Annotated in this window: 16 protein-coding genes; 6 read left to right on the top strand and 10 right to left on the bottom strand. The window is 62.6% G+C overall.

Annotation, left to right across the window (positions count from 1 at the left end):
* Window positions 1–5 precede the first annotated feature (5 nt).
* The 6 genes from NKJ18_RS01055 to NKJ18_RS01030 all read right to left on the bottom strand — a co-directional run bounded on the left by NKJ18_RS01055 (window position 6) and on the right by NKJ18_RS01030 (window position 4,711).
* Window positions 6–1,157, bottom strand: a complete 1,152-nt coding sequence (locus tag NKJ18_RS01055; RefSeq protein WP_352757695.1) for a M24 family metallopeptidase — start codon at window positions 1,155–1,157, stop codon at window positions 6–8.
* Window positions 1,157–1,951: a peptidoglycan editing factor PgeF gene (gene pgeF, locus NKJ18_RS01050; RefSeq protein WP_352757693.1), complete on the bottom strand. Its 795-nt coding sequence runs from the start codon at window positions 1,949–1,951 to the stop codon at window positions 1,157–1,159. Before pgeF ends, NKJ18_RS01055 begins: the two co-directional genes overlap by 1 nt.
* Window positions 1,952–2,102: 151 nt before the next feature.
* A complete protein-coding gene (locus NKJ18_RS01045; protein WP_023683719.1) occupies window positions 2,103–3,167 on the bottom strand; it encodes a class I SAM-dependent methyltransferase in 1,065 nt (354 codons plus the stop codon).
* Window positions 3,164–4,048: a prolipoprotein diacylglyceryl transferase gene (gene lgt / locus NKJ18_RS01040; RefSeq protein WP_023672032.1), complete on the bottom strand. Its 885-nt coding sequence runs from the start codon at window positions 4,046–4,048 to the stop codon at window positions 3,164–3,166. Before lgt ends, NKJ18_RS01045 begins: the two co-directional genes overlap by 4 nt.
* A 103-nt stretch (window positions 4,049–4,151) precedes the next feature.
* A complete protein-coding gene (locus NKJ18_RS01035; RefSeq protein ID WP_023683720.1) occupies window positions 4,152–4,391 on the bottom strand; it encodes a BrnA antitoxin family protein in 240 nt (79 codons plus the stop codon).
* 149 nt (window positions 4,392–4,540) lie between these two features.
* Window positions 4,541–4,711, bottom strand: a complete 171-nt coding sequence (locus tag NKJ18_RS01030) for a hypothetical protein (protein WP_352757691.1) — start codon at window positions 4,709–4,711, stop codon at window positions 4,541–4,543.
* A 77-nt stretch (window positions 4,712–4,788) separates the two neighbouring features.
* On the opposite strand from NKJ18_RS01030, the gene NKJ18_RS01025 reads away from it, so the two are divergent.
* The 3 genes from NKJ18_RS01025 to NKJ18_RS01015 all read left to right on the top strand — a co-directional run bounded on the left by NKJ18_RS01025 (window position 4,789) and on the right by NKJ18_RS01015 (window position 6,274).
* Window positions 4,789–5,091: an accessory factor UbiK family protein gene (locus NKJ18_RS01025; RefSeq protein WP_023672029.1), complete on the top strand. Its 303-nt coding sequence runs from the start codon at window positions 4,789–4,791 to the stop codon at window positions 5,089–5,091.
* A 316-nt stretch (window positions 5,092–5,407) separates the two neighbouring features.
* Window positions 5,408–5,908, top strand: a complete 501-nt coding sequence (locus NKJ18_RS01020; RefSeq protein ID WP_006202532.1) for a type III secretion system chaperone family protein — start codon at window positions 5,408–5,410, stop codon at window positions 5,906–5,908.
* Window positions 5,909–5,914: 6 nt separating this feature from the next.
* Window positions 5,915–6,274, top strand: a complete 360-nt coding sequence (locus NKJ18_RS01015; RefSeq protein ID WP_023672028.1) for a tRNA-binding protein — start codon at window positions 5,915–5,917, stop codon at window positions 6,272–6,274.
* Window positions 6,275–6,284: 10 nt separating this feature from the next.
* Here NKJ18_RS01015 and NKJ18_RS01010 read toward each other — a convergent pair whose 3' ends face one another.
* From NKJ18_RS01010 to NKJ18_RS00995, 4 genes are all read right to left on the bottom strand, one after another.
* Window positions 6,285–7,307: a glycosyltransferase family 4 protein gene (locus NKJ18_RS01010; protein WP_023683722.1), complete on the bottom strand. Its 1,023-nt coding sequence runs from the start codon at window positions 7,305–7,307 to the stop codon at window positions 6,285–6,287.
* Window positions 7,308–7,529: 222 nt separating this feature from the next.
* On the bottom strand, window positions 7,530–8,945 hold the full coding sequence (locus tag NKJ18_RS01005; RefSeq protein ID WP_023672026.1) for an ATP-binding protein: 1,416 nt from the start codon (window positions 8,943–8,945) through the stop codon (window positions 7,530–7,532).
* 75 nt (window positions 8,946–9,020) lie between these two features.
* A complete protein-coding gene (locus NKJ18_RS01000; RefSeq protein ID WP_023672025.1) occupies window positions 9,021–9,740 on the bottom strand; it encodes a response regulator in 720 nt (239 codons plus the stop codon).
* Window positions 9,727–10,260: a MarR family winged helix-turn-helix transcriptional regulator gene (locus NKJ18_RS00995; RefSeq protein ID WP_023683723.1), complete on the bottom strand. Its 534-nt coding sequence runs from the start codon at window positions 10,258–10,260 to the stop codon at window positions 9,727–9,729. The genes NKJ18_RS01000 and NKJ18_RS00995 overlap by 14 nt, the downstream gene beginning before the upstream one ends.
* Before the next feature lie 244 nt (window positions 10,261–10,504).
* Between NKJ18_RS00995 and NKJ18_RS00990 the strand changes: the two genes are divergently transcribed.
* The 3 genes from NKJ18_RS00990 to NKJ18_RS00980 all read left to right on the top strand — a co-directional run bounded on the left by NKJ18_RS00990 (window position 10,505) and on the right by NKJ18_RS00980 (window position 12,727).
* The gene (locus NKJ18_RS00990; RefSeq protein WP_023695790.1) at window positions 10,505–11,398 is read left to right on the top strand and encodes a branched-chain amino acid aminotransferase; all 894 of its coding nucleotides are present in this window, start codon (window positions 10,505–10,507) and stop codon (window positions 11,396–11,398) included.
* Between the two features lie 145 nt (window positions 11,399–11,543).
* Entirely contained in the window at window positions 11,544–11,858 is a 315-nt protein-coding gene (locus tag NKJ18_RS00985) for a hypothetical protein (RefSeq protein WP_023672022.1), read from the top strand.
* 230 nt (window positions 11,859–12,088) lie between these two features.
* Window positions 12,089–12,727, top strand: a complete 639-nt coding sequence (locus NKJ18_RS00980) for an MBL fold metallo-hydrolase (protein ID WP_023695789.1) — start codon at window positions 12,089–12,091, stop codon at window positions 12,725–12,727.
* Window positions 12,728–12,756: the final 29 nt, after the last annotated feature.

The following is a 12,756-nucleotide window of genomic DNA, read 5'->3' as shown; positions in this document are numbered from 1 at the left end:
TGGATTCACTGTACGATCAAGTCGAGATCATGGCGTGAAAGCGGCTTCGGCTGGGATTCGGTGGTCAGGTAGGAGCGGCCAAGCGTCATCGCCGTCTCGGTTTCGGAGTCCATGATGATCATGTGCGCGAACAATGTCATGTTGGGCGCGATCGGCTCGGGATTGCCCTGGTAGAACATCGGCATATCCATCCAGGACGGGGTGAAGCGGGCGCCGACGGAATAGCCGCAGGCGTTCAACCGATGCTTGGTCAGGCTGTGCGCCTCCAGCGTGCGGGCATGCGCGTCGAAGACGTCGCCGAAGGTGTTGCCGGGCGTCATCGCCTTCTCGACCGCCAGAAGAGCCGCGCGGGCGGCGTCGAACAGCTCCTGATGGCGCTTCGACGCCTTGCCGGTCAGCACGGTGCGCATCATCGGCGCGTGATAGTGATGGAACACGCCGGCCCATTCGAGCGTCAGCTGATCGTTCTTGGTCAGCTTGCGGCGCCCGGCCTTGTAGCGGCAGAGCAGCGCGTCGATGCCCGAGCCGATGATGAATTCATTGGCCGGATAGTCGCCGCCGCCGGCAAACACCGCGCCCTGCATTGCGGCAAGGATCAGCGCTTCGTCGCCGCCCTGCTTGATCAGCGGCAGGGCCGCGTCGAGCGCGTCGTCGGAAAGGTTGGCGGCCTTTTCGGCCTTGGCGATTTCAGCCGGGCTCTTGAACAGGCGCAGACGGCCGACAATACCGGAGGCGTCGGCGATCTGGCCGAAGGTCTGCAGCTGCTCGTCGACGCGGCGGCCATTGAAGGCGGTCAGGCCATGGGTGTCGTATTCGACGCCGATGCGGGCGCCGAGGAGATTGAGGTCGTTGAGCAGGTTGCGCAGGTCGACCGCCGGGTTGGCGCCGTCGCGGTCGGTCCACAGCACGATGTTGTCGATCATCGATGTGTGGCGCGCCTGGCGCAAATCGGCCGAGCGGGTGAGCAGCACCATCGAGCCGTCAGCCTTCACAACCAGGCACTGGAAGAAACAGAAGCCGAACGTGTCGTAGCCGGTTAGCCAGTACATGCTCTCCTGGGCGAAAAGCAGTACAGCATCGAGCTTCTTTTCCGTCATCTCGATCATCAACCGGTCACGCCGGGCGTCAAATTCCGACCGTTCGAAATGCAGCGCCATTATCCGTTCTCCAAGACAATTGCCGAAACCTGCCGACCGTAGTCCGGCTCCTTGCGATGCGTCGCGCGCCGGTAGGAAAAGAAGAGATTCTCCTCGGCATAGGTGCAGCGGCCAAGCCCCTGCGCGGTCACGCCAGCCTTCTTCAGCCGGTCGACCGTATAGAGGTTGAGATCGAACATTGCATGCGCCGGATTGGCCGAAGGCGCGAAATAGCGGATGTTTTCGGCATCGGCTTCGACGAAACGGGCGACGAATTCCGGCCCGACCTCGTAATTGTCGGGGCCGATCGAAGGACCGAGAACCGCAATGATGCGCTCACGGCGGGCGCCGAGGCTTTCCATCGCGGCAATGGTGTTTTCAAGCACACCGGTGAAAGCACCCTTCCAGCCGGCGTGTGCAGCGCCAATGATGCGCGCTTGCGCATCGGCGAACAGCACCGGGCCGCAATCGGCCGTCGAGGCGCCGATGGCGATGCCCGGCCGGTCGGTGACGATGGCGTCGGCCTTGGGCCGCGGGCCGGGAAAGGGTTCCCTGGCAATAACGACATCGGGCGAGTGGACCTGATGCGCGGTCAGGAGATGGCTGGCCGGCACACCCATCCAGGCAGCGACGCGGCGGCGGTTCTCGGCGACCAGCATCTGATCGTCATCCGAGCCGGTGCCGATGTTAAGTCCCTGATAGATGCCGCCGGAGACGCCGCCGATACGGGTGAAATAGCCATGGCGGATACCTCGCGGCTTGGCCGCTTCCAGCAGCGGCGAGCGAACAGGATCCGGTTTGGTCTGATTCAGCATGGATGGGTTTGTTGTCCGCGCCGGCGTTTTCGTCAAGGCGAAGTTCGGCCGAGTGATTGCGACAGTGCTGCCGCGTCGACTTTGCATTGGCCAAAAGCAGGCATGCGACCATAGGCGGCGTCGCGGGACGGCTTGTAACGATCTCTGAGGGTCAGACTGGCTGATGCGGCAGGATTTTCAGGATTTTGAACAGCGTGCCCATGCCGTCGGGGCCGGCCAGGCGCTCGACGGCATCGGCAATGGTTTGTCGTGCCTCTTGGCTTGCCTGGCTGCCCAACTGGCCAGCTCGCTCAAGCAATCCCGTGCCAAGCAGAAAGTCGCCCTGCGTCGCCAATTCCACATCGAGGCCATGCGCCCGCACGACGGCGGCCAGTGCAGCGAAGTCGACATGGGCGGTGAGATCGGCTTCGCCGGGATTGGCCAGCACATCTTCGGGGGCGTGCCTGCGCACGGCCTGCAATGTGTCGCCGAAACCGGGCTGGAGATGGCCGTAATCGGGGAACAGCCCGGCGCCGCCGTGGTCGGCTATGCGTTCGGCAATGGTCGCCATCAGTGCCGCGCGGGCCGGTGCTATTTCGAAAATAGAGCCTTGTGGCGCCTCGGCGGCGTCTTCCGGCAGCAGCGTCGCCTCGACCGAGCCGGCGCCGGCGAAGAAGCTCAACTCGTCTGAGACATCGAGGCCGATCACCCGTTCGCGCCAGCCGGCGCCGGCGCGGATGAACTGGCGGATCGGCACAGCGTCGAACAATTCGTTGCCGACAATCAGCAACGGCGCCTGCGGTAGTGTGGCGATGGTTTCGTGCCAGCCGAGCTCAACCGAAGTTTCGGCAAGCGTCTGCTTCTGGATTTCAGTCAGCCGCGGACTGGTCTCGACCAGAGCGAAGGATGCTCCGGCGGCGATAGCCGGATCGAGCCGCGTCAGGGTGCGAAGCATGTCCTTCATCAGCGTGCCGCGGCCAGGCCCGATCTCCGCGATGGTGACCGGCAGGGGTCGGCCGATCGCCAGCCAGGCCTGATAGAGCCAGACGGCGACGAGTTCGCCGAACATTTGGCTGATCTCGGGTGCGGTGACGAAGTCGCCGGCGGCGCCGAACGGCTCGCGCGTGGTGTAGTAGCCGTCGCTGGGATCGAACAGGCAGAGCGCCATGTACTCGTTGACGGGGAGGGGGCCGAGCGCGCCGATCAGGTCGACGATGCGGGTCTTCAGCCGTGTCATGCCGGCTGTGGTTGCGGCGCCGGTTTGGCTGTGGCCATCGCCCAGATGCCGGCCAGCACCATCGGCAGCGACAGCACCATGCCCATGGTGAGCCAGCCGCCGAGGAGGTAGCCGAGCTGCTGGTCGGGCTCGCGGAAGAACTCGACGAAGATGCGTGACAGGCCGTAGCCGCAAATGAAGGCGCCGCCGACAAAGCGCGGCGTCTTCAGCTTCAGCCGCGAATGGGTGAGGAAGCGCAGGACCAGGAACAGCACCGCGCCCTCGAGCAGCGCTTCGTAGAGCTGGCTCGGATGGCGAGGCTCCAGGCCCGCGACACAACCCGCCACGGTCTGCTGGAGACGCTCGTTGCAGAAGACGACGCCCCACGACACGTCGGTCACGCGACCCCAGAGTTCGGCATTGACGAAGTTCGCGATGCGGACGAGGCCGAGCCCGACCGGCACGCCGGCTGCCACCACGTCGAACAGCGTCCAGGTGCGGATGCCGCGCTTGAGGGAAAACAGCGTCATGGCGAGGATGACGCCAAGCAGGCCGCCATGGAACGACATGCCGCCCTGCCAGACGGCGAAGATGTCGAGCGGGTGGTCGATATAGCGCTTTAAATCGTAGAAAAGCACATAGCCGGTGCGTCCGCCGAGCACGACGCCGACGGCGGCCCAGACGATGAAATCGTCGAGGTCGATCGGCTTCATCGGCAAGACGCCATCAGGCCACAGCCTTGTGTTGGTGACGAGCCGCTTGGCGTACCACCAGGCGAACAGGATGCCGACGATATAGCCGATGCCGTACCAGTGCACAGCCAGCGGGCCGATCTGAACCAGGATCGGGTCGATGTTGGGGAAGGACAGCGACGCCATCGGCAGCGGGAAATAGTCGTTCAACAGGATCTCCTGGGAGGGCTCGCGTTAGGGCGCGGACCATGCGGCAGGGTTTTGGCGGGGTCAAGGCAAGGTGACGACAGCCTGATCGTCAGAGATAATGGGCTCAACCCTGCGGCTTGCCGGCGACCAATTGCCTGAGCGCATCGTTGATCCTGTCTTGCCAGCCGGGGCCATCTTCCTGGAAATGGTCGAGCACGGCGCGATCGATCCTGATCGAGACAAGCTCGCGAACGTTTGGTGCGGCGGAGGGTTCGCGAATGGGAGGCGCGGGTTTCTTGACCGGCTTGAAGGCCGCTTCAGCGGCTTCCATCGGATTGGTCGGTCGGCGCGGGGGCGTTGCCATTGGTTGATCCTGAATGAGAGTGACTCTTGCCTGGAGCAAGTCGTGAGGAAAACTAGGCCGCTGGTCTGTGAAGACCAGTAACTTCACTTGGTTCTCTCTGCCATTGCCCTGTATTTGGCTTCAAGCCTGTCCAGCACCTCGTCGCCAGGCTAGACCCGGCCCGCACTGGCATCCGAAATGCCCTTTGCGAGTGCTGCATCGAGTGCTGCAAAGCGCTTCTCCAAGTCCGCACTGTCCGTCACGGCAATCGTCGTTCCAAGAATCCATTTGCGATAATAGCAATCTGTCGGCCGGACCGTGAGCCAAATCGCGTCCGACATGAAGCCGCACCAGCTTCAACGTTCTTGCATTCCGCAGGCAGTGCCACTACGTCAATTCCAGCAAGCGAGGATTTGCCATGTCGACCGGACCGAACCGCATTCTCGATGAATTCGCCAAGCTGATGACCGATGCCGCGGGTGCCGCACAAGGCGTGCGCCGCGAGGTGGAGACTGCCTTCAAGGGGCAGGCCGAGCGCATCCTCAACACCATGGATGTGGTGCAGCGCGAGGAGTTCGAGGCTGCCCGCGACATGGCTGCCAAGGCCCGCGAAGAAAACACCAGGCTGGCCGCCCGCATCGATGCGCTCGAGGCCAGGCTTGCCGAATTGACCGGACAGGCCGCACCTGTGGCTGCGGCAAAGCCCAAAGCAAAAAAATAAAATTTGAACTTTTCCACAAAGCACAATCCGAAAAAATGCTTTGCCGTGAATCGTTTACCGGCGATGCATGAATCTTTGTGACAGCGCCTTTCCACATGCTGATGACGCAGTGCGAAAAATTAGGCTGTTCACGCGACTCCCGATCAATAGACTGAATTTGTTGCATGATTCGGAGCAGGGTCATGCGGCCGGGCGGTGGGGTCCGGTCCGGGGTCTTTGTGTCGTGAAGTCCTGGCCGTCCGAGTTCAAGACAAGATTGTTCGTCGTGTGTGCCCCGCGGAGCGTGTGGCGCTCCCCTGAACACAGGAAGCATTCCATGGAACTTCTCGAACTCGAATTCTCCCGCGAAATCCATCCGGTGGATGTCATCGAGCAGGTCGCCCATAACAATGACTGGTCCTTCGAACGGGCCGGCGATGACGAAATCTCGATCTCGGTTGCCGGCAGCTGGACCGACTATCACGTCTCCTTCTCATGGATGGAGGATTTCGAGGCGCTGCATCTGGCCTGTGCTTTCGACATCAAGGTGCCGGAAGCCCGCGCGCTGGAAGTGATGCGGCTTTTGTCGCTGATCAACGAGCAGATGCTGTTTGGCCATTTCGATCTCTGGGAGCAGGAGGGCGCGATCATGTTTCGCCAGTCGCTGCTGCTCGCCGGCGGGGTCGAACCGTCGAGCCAGCAGGTCGAGGTGCTTTTGTCGTCGGCGCTTGAAGCCTGCGAGTGCTATTTCCAGGCCTTCCAGTTCGTTGTCTGGTCGGGAACCTCGGCCAAGGATGCGCTGGCCGGCGTCCTGTTCGAGACCTATGGCAACGCTTGAGCTTCCATGAGTTCGAGCAGCGCGCGCAAGCCCGAGATCAGCTTTGCCGATTTTGATCGTGTCGACATCCGTGCCGGCACGATCGTCGAGGCCGAGCCTTTCCCCGAGGCGCGCAAACCCGCCTTCAAGCTGAAGATCGATTTCGGCCCTGAGATCGGCGTGAAGAAATCCTCGGCACAGATCACGAAATACTATGCGCCGGAAACGCTGGTGGGACGGCAGGTGTTTGCGGTGGTGAATTTCCCGCCGCGCCAGATCGGTCCGTTCATGTCGGAAGTGCTCACGCTCGGCTTCCCTGATGAGGAAGGCGCCGTGGTCCTTGGCGCCATCGAGCGCAAGGTGCCGGACGGCGGCAGGTTGTTTTAGGAAGATTGCGTCAGGCGGCCAGCTTGCGCCTTGTGCTCAGCGCCTCTTCGACCGTGTCCATGAACATTTCGGCGCAGGCTTTCCAGCTGTAGCGCATGGCGCGTTCGCGCGCCTCGGCGCGGTCGACATTGAGCGCGGCGAGCGAGGCCTCGCGCAGATCGGTCGACACCGCGCCGCCGATGCCGTCGCCGACAATGTCGATCGGTCCGGTGACCGGATAGGCGGCCACCGGCGTGCCGCTGGCCAGCGCCTCGATGATGACGTTGCCGAACGTGTCGGTGCGGCTGGGGAAAACGAAAACATCAGCCGAGGCGTAGATCTCGGCCAGCTCATCGTTCGGGCGATGGCCGAGGAAGTGCGCCTGCGGGTACTTCGCCCTGAGCCTAGCCAGTTCCGGTCCTTCGCCGACGATCACCTTGCTGCCGGGCAGGTCGAGATCGAGGAAGGCGCTCAGGTTCTTCTCGATGGCGACGCGGCCGACGCACAGGAATACCGGGCCGGGAAAGCCGAGGTCCTTCTTCTTGTCCGGGCGGAAGTGATCGGTGTCGACGCCCCGCGTCCACGGCCTGAGCTTGGTGAAGCCTCGCGACGCAAGGTCCTCCGCCAGCGACTGGGTGGCGACCAGCGTGCCTTGTCCCGAATTGTGGAAATCACGCAGCCAGCGATAGGCCCAGCTCTCCGGCACCGGCAGGCGGGCGCTGAGATATTCGGGAAAGCGGGTGTGATAGCTGGTGGTAAAGGGACGGCCAGCATTGCGGCAATAGCGCCGCGCCATGATGCCGAGCGGGCCTTCGGTGACGATATGGATATGGTCGGCCTTGCGAGCCTCGATCAGCCGCGCGACATGACCGGGCGTGGTCAGCGCCAGCCTGATGTCGGGGTAGGTCGGCAACGGCAAGGTGCGAAAGATATTCGGGGTCAGGAAGTCGACCGCAACGTCGAAGGTTTTCAGCGTTTCGGTGAGCCGCTCCAGCGTGTGGACGACGCCGTTGACTTGCGGCCGCCAGGCGTCGGTGACCATCAGGATGCGCATGGCGGTCCTTTGCTCGGGTCGACGGTTGCCTTGATGCGATAGCGGTACGGGCCGGCTGCCCTCGCTTCGCTCCACCGCACCCGGGCATGCACGAGGTCGAAGTAAGGCGGCTGAGCCGAATCAACTGAGGTCGCGCGCTTCATGCGCGCTCTTGACCATGGTTTCATGACGGGCGGATGAAGGTGGTTTTTGGCCGAGCCCGCCTTCCAGATCATGCTTTGGTCAGGCGGGCACCTTGATCACCGCCCGCAGGCCGCCGAGCGGGCTGTCTTCCAGCATGATGTCGCCGCCATGGCTGCGGGCAATATCGCGGGCGATAGAGAGACCAAGGCCGGTGCCGCTGGCGTCGAGGTTGCGCGCCTCGTCGAGCCGCACGAACGGTTTGAACACGTCCTCGCGCTTTTCCGGCGGGATGCCCGGACCGTCATCGTCGATGGTGACGACGAGTGAGCCGCGGCCGTGATCGGCGCTGATCTCCACCGTCTTGGCATAGCGCAAGGCATTGCCGGCGACATTGGACAACAGCCGGGCGAAAGCGTGCGGGCGCACATGCACGTCCGGATCACCGGCAAGCACGGTCGATAGCTTGCGCTTGTGCAGCGACGCCTCCTCGCCGAGCTTTTGGAAATAGGCCTCGAGATCGAAATGGCCGGCATCTTCCGACGCTTCGCCGCGGGCAAAGGCGATATAGCCTTCCAGCATCGACTGCATGTCGTCGATGTCCTGGTTGAGCGCGGCCTTGGTCTCGGGCTTGCCGCCAGCCAGCGCCAGCTGCAGCTTGAAGCGGGTGAGGATGGTTCTGAGATCGTGGCTGACGCCGGTCAGCATGGCGGTGCGCTGTTCCAGCTGGCGTTCGATGCGCTCGCGCATCTGGATGAAGGCAAAGCCGGCCCGTCGAACCTCCTCGGCGCCGCGTGGGCGGAAATCGCGCGGCATCGGCCGGCCCTTGCCGAAGCTTTCGGCGGCCTCGGCCAGAGACAGGATCGGCCGGATCTGGTTGCGAAGGAAGGGGATGGCAATCGTCAGCAGCACCAGTGACGTCCCGACCATCCAGATCAGGAAGATGTGGGTGTTGGAGGCATAGGCCTGGCTGCGGCGCACGAAGACGCGCAGCACCTTGCCCTCGAGCTGGATGCGGACCTCGACGATGTTGGAATTGCCGACCGTGTCGATCCAGAACGGGCGGTTGATCTGGCGGGTGATCTCGGTGGAAAGGACGTCGTCAAGGATCGAGAAGAAGGGCTTGGGTCCAGGCGCCGGCAACGGGTCGGGCGGCAAGAGGTCGACCTTCAACTGCATGCGGTCTTGGGCGATGCGGATGATGTTGGCGTAGTCGCCATCATGCGGATAGGTCTCGATCATGTCGATGATCGCGGCGATGTCGCGCACGGTGGCCTGCGACAGGCGCTGCGTCACGGTTGCCCAGTGGCGTTCCATGAAGTCGAAGGCGACGACCGACTGCAGAAGGATCATCGGCGCGATGACGATGATCAGCGAGCGGGCATAAAGCCGCTTGGGCATATAGAACGCAACCAGCCGCCAGAACCGCTTCCAGGCACGCGGCATTGCTTTCAGCGCGCGTGATACGCGCGCGCCAAAGCCGCCTTGTTCCGGCCGTTCCAGTTGCGTGGTCGCCATTTATCCTTCCGCTGGGTCAATGGCCGCTGGTCGATGGCCACACATCTATGGCCAAGGGCGGCCGTCAGCGGCATTCTATTCCACGCTGAGCCGATACCCAATACCGCGCACCGTCTGCAGCCAGACCGGATTGGACGGATCGCGCTCGATCTTGCGGCGCAGGCGGTTGATCTGGACGTCGATGGTGCGCTCGCCGACTTCCGAATCGTCGCCGACAAGCTCGTGACGCGGGATCGTTTCGCCGGCCCGCGCGGCAAAGATCGCCAAGATCTCCTGCTCGCGGTCGGTCAGCTTCAGCGCCTCGCCGCCCCGCTTCAGCTCGCGCCTGGCGATCTGGAAGGTGTAGGGGCCGAAGACCAGCTGCTCGACCTTGGGCGTCGTCGCCGGGCCGCCGCGGCGCAGAATGTTATTGATGCGCAGGATCAGTTCGCGCGGGTCGAAGGGCTTGGGCAGATAGTCGTCGGCGCCGGCCTCGAGCCCAGTGATGCGGCTGTCGGTTTCCGATAGCGCGGTGAGCATCAGGATCGGTACGTTCTTCTCCGCCCGCAGCGCCTTGGTGAGGTCGACGCCGGTCTCTCCGGGCATCATGACGTCGAGGACAAGGAGGTCGAAGTCGAGTCCTGCAAGCTTTCGCCTGGCCTCGCCGGCATTTCCGGCGACTGTGACGCGAAAACCATTTTCGGTCAGATACTGCTTGAGCAAATTGCGAATGCGGGTGTCGTCGTCGACCACAAGCAGATGCGGCGCGTCATCGTCCGGCGCCGTCGGCTGGTCCACCCTCTCAATGGTCTCCATGGCTTTTCCCTGACATGTTTGCAGGCACAATGTCGATCTGCGCCCTTAGTTCCGGATTGACCATGGCTTCCAGGAATCGTTCGATCAAGGGACGCTCGCTGGCTCCGGAATCTTCCAATGCAGCACGGATGCGGCGTGACTGTGGCCGCGCCAGGGCCAGCGCCAGGGCGCGCCCCTTGGCTGTCGGATAGAGCTCCCGCTGGCGGCGGTCGCGCGGACCCTGCAATTGCACGATATGGTCGGTGTCGATCAGCTGCTTGAGCACCCGCGCCAGGCTCTGCTTGGTGATCTTGAGCACGTCGAGCAGTTCAGCGACCGTCAGTCCCGGCCGGCGGTTGACGAAATGCAGCACCCGGTGATGGGCGCGGCCAAAGCCGTAATCGGCCAGGATCTGGTCGGGATCGGAAGTGAAATCGCGATAGGCAAAGAAGAACAGTTCGATGATGGCAAAGTCGATGCCGTCTTCGTCGGTGATCGGCGTCTTGATCGGTTTTCCGGCAGCTGGGCTTCGATCCGTCATCATTTCTCCGTCCATAGAGGGAAATTATGTCAGTACTATTGACGTAATTTCCCCGCAATGGTAATTTTTGACAAGCTTTTCGGCTGAATGCGAACGAAAAGGCAAGGGAGTGCGGTTTTTCCGGAACTTCCTGAGTTTGCCAGAGTTCGATTCTCCGCTTACGCTTCAAGGGCCGCCCGACGCGGCTGTCGCGCAACAAGAACAACACCAATGATATGCGGGTCGCCGCCCGCGGGAGGTTTCCATGGCATCCGTTCCCTTCGACCAACTGGACGGCTTCATCTGGATCAACGGCGAGTTCGTCAAATGGGCCGACGCCAAGATCCACGTGCTGACCCACGGCCTGCACTATGCCAGCGCCGTCTTCGAGGGCGAGCGCGCCTATGGCGGTGCCATCTTCAAGCTCAATGAGCACACCGAGCGTCTGCATGAATCGGCGCGCCTGCTCGGCTTCAATATTCCCTATTCCGTGGCCGAGCTCAATGACGCCTCGACCACGCTTCTGAAGAAGCAGGGTTTCCAGGACGCCTATGTCAGGCCGATCGCCTGGCGCGGCAGCGAACAGATGGGCGTGTCGGCGCAGAACAGCCGCATCAACTGCGCCATCGCCATCTGGCAATGGCCGAGCTATTTCGACCCGGCGCAGAAGCTCAAGGGCATCCGTCTCGATCTGGCGGAATGGCGCCGGCCCGATCCGCGCACCGCGCCGTCGAAGTCGAAGGCCGCCGGCCTCTACATGATCTGCACCATGTCCAAGCATGCCGCCGAGGCCAAGGGCTATGCCGATGCCATGATGCTCGACTGGCGCGGCCAGGTCGCCGAAGCAACGGGCGCCAACATCTTCTTCGTCAAGGATGGCAAGATCCACACGCCGAAGCCCGATTGCTTCCTCGACGGCATCACCCGCCGCACCGTCATCGGCCTCGCCAAGGACCGCGGCCTTGAAGTCGTCGAGCGCGCCATCATGCCTGAGGAACTCGAAGGCTTGGAACAGTGCTTCCTCACCGGAACGGCAGCGGAAGTGACGCCGGTCTCCGAGATCGGTCCCTACCGATTCGAGGTCGGCGAGATCGCCAAGACTTTGATGAACGACTATTCTGCTGCGGTGCAACCTAAGCATGCGATAGCCGCAGAATAACGAAAGTCACAGCTTTTTTCGCAAGCAGGGGCGGTTTTGAGGCCGGCCCCTTTATTTCAGCATCTGTGCATTTGACTTTCGTATAATTCAGCGTCTCATGATGGTGTCGGCCCGGGAGGCTGGCAGCTATGGAGGGACTAGGTACATGGATACGAATACGCTCATTGCGCTCGTTGTGCAGGTAATTGCAGGTGTTGTCGGTGGTCAGGCGGTCGGCGTTGCGCTGAAGAATGCGGCGATGGGCCAGCTGACCAAAATCCTCGGCGGCGCCGTTGGCGGCGTCGGCGGCGCGGCGATCCTCGGCAGCCTGCTCGGCGGCACGGCCGACCCGGCAGCGGCTGCCACGGCAGCGGGCGGATTGGGTGATACGCTGAACCTCAAAAACCTGCTCGGCGGCGCCGGCGGCGGCGCCATCCTGACCGGCATCATCGGTGCGGTCATGGGCGCGATGAAGAAGTAAGCCTCTAGATCATTCACCGTTTCACGGCGAATGATCTAGTTTGTTGTTTTACGCAATTCCGGACGGAAGACCGCTTTACACTTTTCCTGGAATTGCCCGAGACTCAGGCTTCGTCAAATGGGCGGCCGTTGGGCCGCCCATTTCTGTTTTGGGACGGACTGTTTGCCTTTCAGCAGTGGACGGCCTTCGCCCACGCCTCTACATCACGCTGGAACAGCGAAAGGACAATCATGGGTCAGCTCAATGCCGGCATCGTGCCGGTCACGCCTTTCCAGCAGAACTGCACCATCCTGTTCGACATGGATGACAAGCATGGCGTCGTCGTCGATCCGGGCGGCGACATCGACAAGGTGCTGGCGGTGCTGAAGGACAATGCGATCACCGCCGCTGCGATCTGGATCACCCATGGCCACATCGATCACGCCGGCGGCGCCATGGAGCTGAAGGAAGCACTCGGCATCGAGATCATCGGCCCGCACGAAGCCGACAAGCTATTGCTCGACAATCTCGAGAACCAGGGCCAGCGCTACGGCATTGCCGGGGCGCGCAACTGCGTGCCCGACCGGTTTCTCGCAGAGGGCGAGACGGTTTCGTTCGGCTCACATATGTTCGAGGTGCTGCACTGCCCCGGCCATGCGCCCGGCCATGTCGTATACTACAATCGCGCGGCGAAGTTCGCTCATGTCGGCGACGTGCTGTTTCGCGGCTCGGTCGGGCGCACCGACCTGCCGGGCGGCGACCATGCGGCGCTGATCGCCTCGATTAAGAACAAGCTTTTGCCGCTCGGTGACGAGATCGGCTTCATCTGCGGCCACGGCCCGGGTGGCCGCTTTGGCGAGGAAAGGCGGACCAATCCCTTCCTGACTTAGCGATGTCTTTCTGCCAAGAAAAAAAGCGC

Origin of the sequence: Mesorhizobium sp. M0217, from assembly GCF_040321955.1 — a bacterium.
In the GTDB taxonomy this organism is placed as follows: Bacteria; Pseudomonadota; Alphaproteobacteria; order Rhizobiales; family Rhizobiaceae; genus Mesorhizobium.
Note: the sequence above shows the minus strand (reverse complement) of the source record. Positions and strands in the feature narration are given on the sequence as shown.

Coding starts and splice junctions, on each gene's coding strand:
- pgeF (WP_352757693.1), bottom strand. CDS start 1,951: ATGCTGAATCAGACCAAACCGGATCCTGTTCGCTCGCCGCTGCTGGAA.
- NKJ18_RS01005 (WP_023672026.1), bottom strand. CDS start 8,945: ATGGCGACCACGCAACTGGAACGGCCGGAACAAGGCGGCTTTGGCGCG.
- NKJ18_RS00990 (WP_023695790.1), top strand. CDS start 10,505: ATGGCATCCGTTCCCTTCGACCAACTGGACGGCTTCATCTGGATCAAC.
- NKJ18_RS01035 (WP_023683720.1), bottom strand. CDS start 4,391: ATGGCAACGCCCCCGCGCCGACCGACCAATCCGATGGAAGCCGCTGAA.
- NKJ18_RS01000 (WP_023672025.1), bottom strand. CDS start 9,740: ATGGAGACCATTGAGAGGGTGGACCAGCCGACGGCGCCGGACGATGAC.
- NKJ18_RS01045 (WP_023683719.1), bottom strand. CDS start 3,167: ATGACACGGCTGAAGACCCGCATCGTCGACCTGATCGGCGCGCTCGGC.
- NKJ18_RS01030 (WP_352757691.1), bottom strand. CDS start 4,711: ATGTCGGACGCGATTTGGCTCACGGTCCGGCCGACAGATTGCTATTAT.
- NKJ18_RS01020 (WP_006202532.1), top strand. CDS start 5,408: ATGGAACTTCTCGAACTCGAATTCTCCCGCGAAATCCATCCGGTGGAT.
- NKJ18_RS00980 (WP_023695789.1), top strand. CDS start 12,089: ATGGGTCAGCTCAATGCCGGCATCGTGCCGGTCACGCCTTTCCAGCAG.
- NKJ18_RS00985 (WP_023672022.1), top strand. CDS start 11,544: ATGGATACGAATACGCTCATTGCGCTCGTTGTGCAGGTAATTGCAGGT.
- NKJ18_RS01010 (WP_023683722.1), bottom strand. CDS start 7,307: ATGCGCATCCTGATGGTCACCGACGCCTGGCGGCCGCAAGTCAACGGC.
- NKJ18_RS01055 (WP_352757695.1), bottom strand. CDS start 1,157: ATGGCGCTGCATTTCGAACGGTCGGAATTTGACGCCCGGCGTGACCGG.
- NKJ18_RS01015 (WP_023672028.1), top strand. CDS start 5,915: ATGAGTTCGAGCAGCGCGCGCAAGCCCGAGATCAGCTTTGCCGATTTT.
- NKJ18_RS01025 (WP_023672029.1), top strand. CDS start 4,789: ATGTCGACCGGACCGAACCGCATTCTCGATGAATTCGCCAAGCTGATG.
- NKJ18_RS00995 (WP_023683723.1), bottom strand. CDS start 10,260: ATGACGGATCGAAGCCCAGCTGCCGGAAAACCGATCAAGACGCCGATC.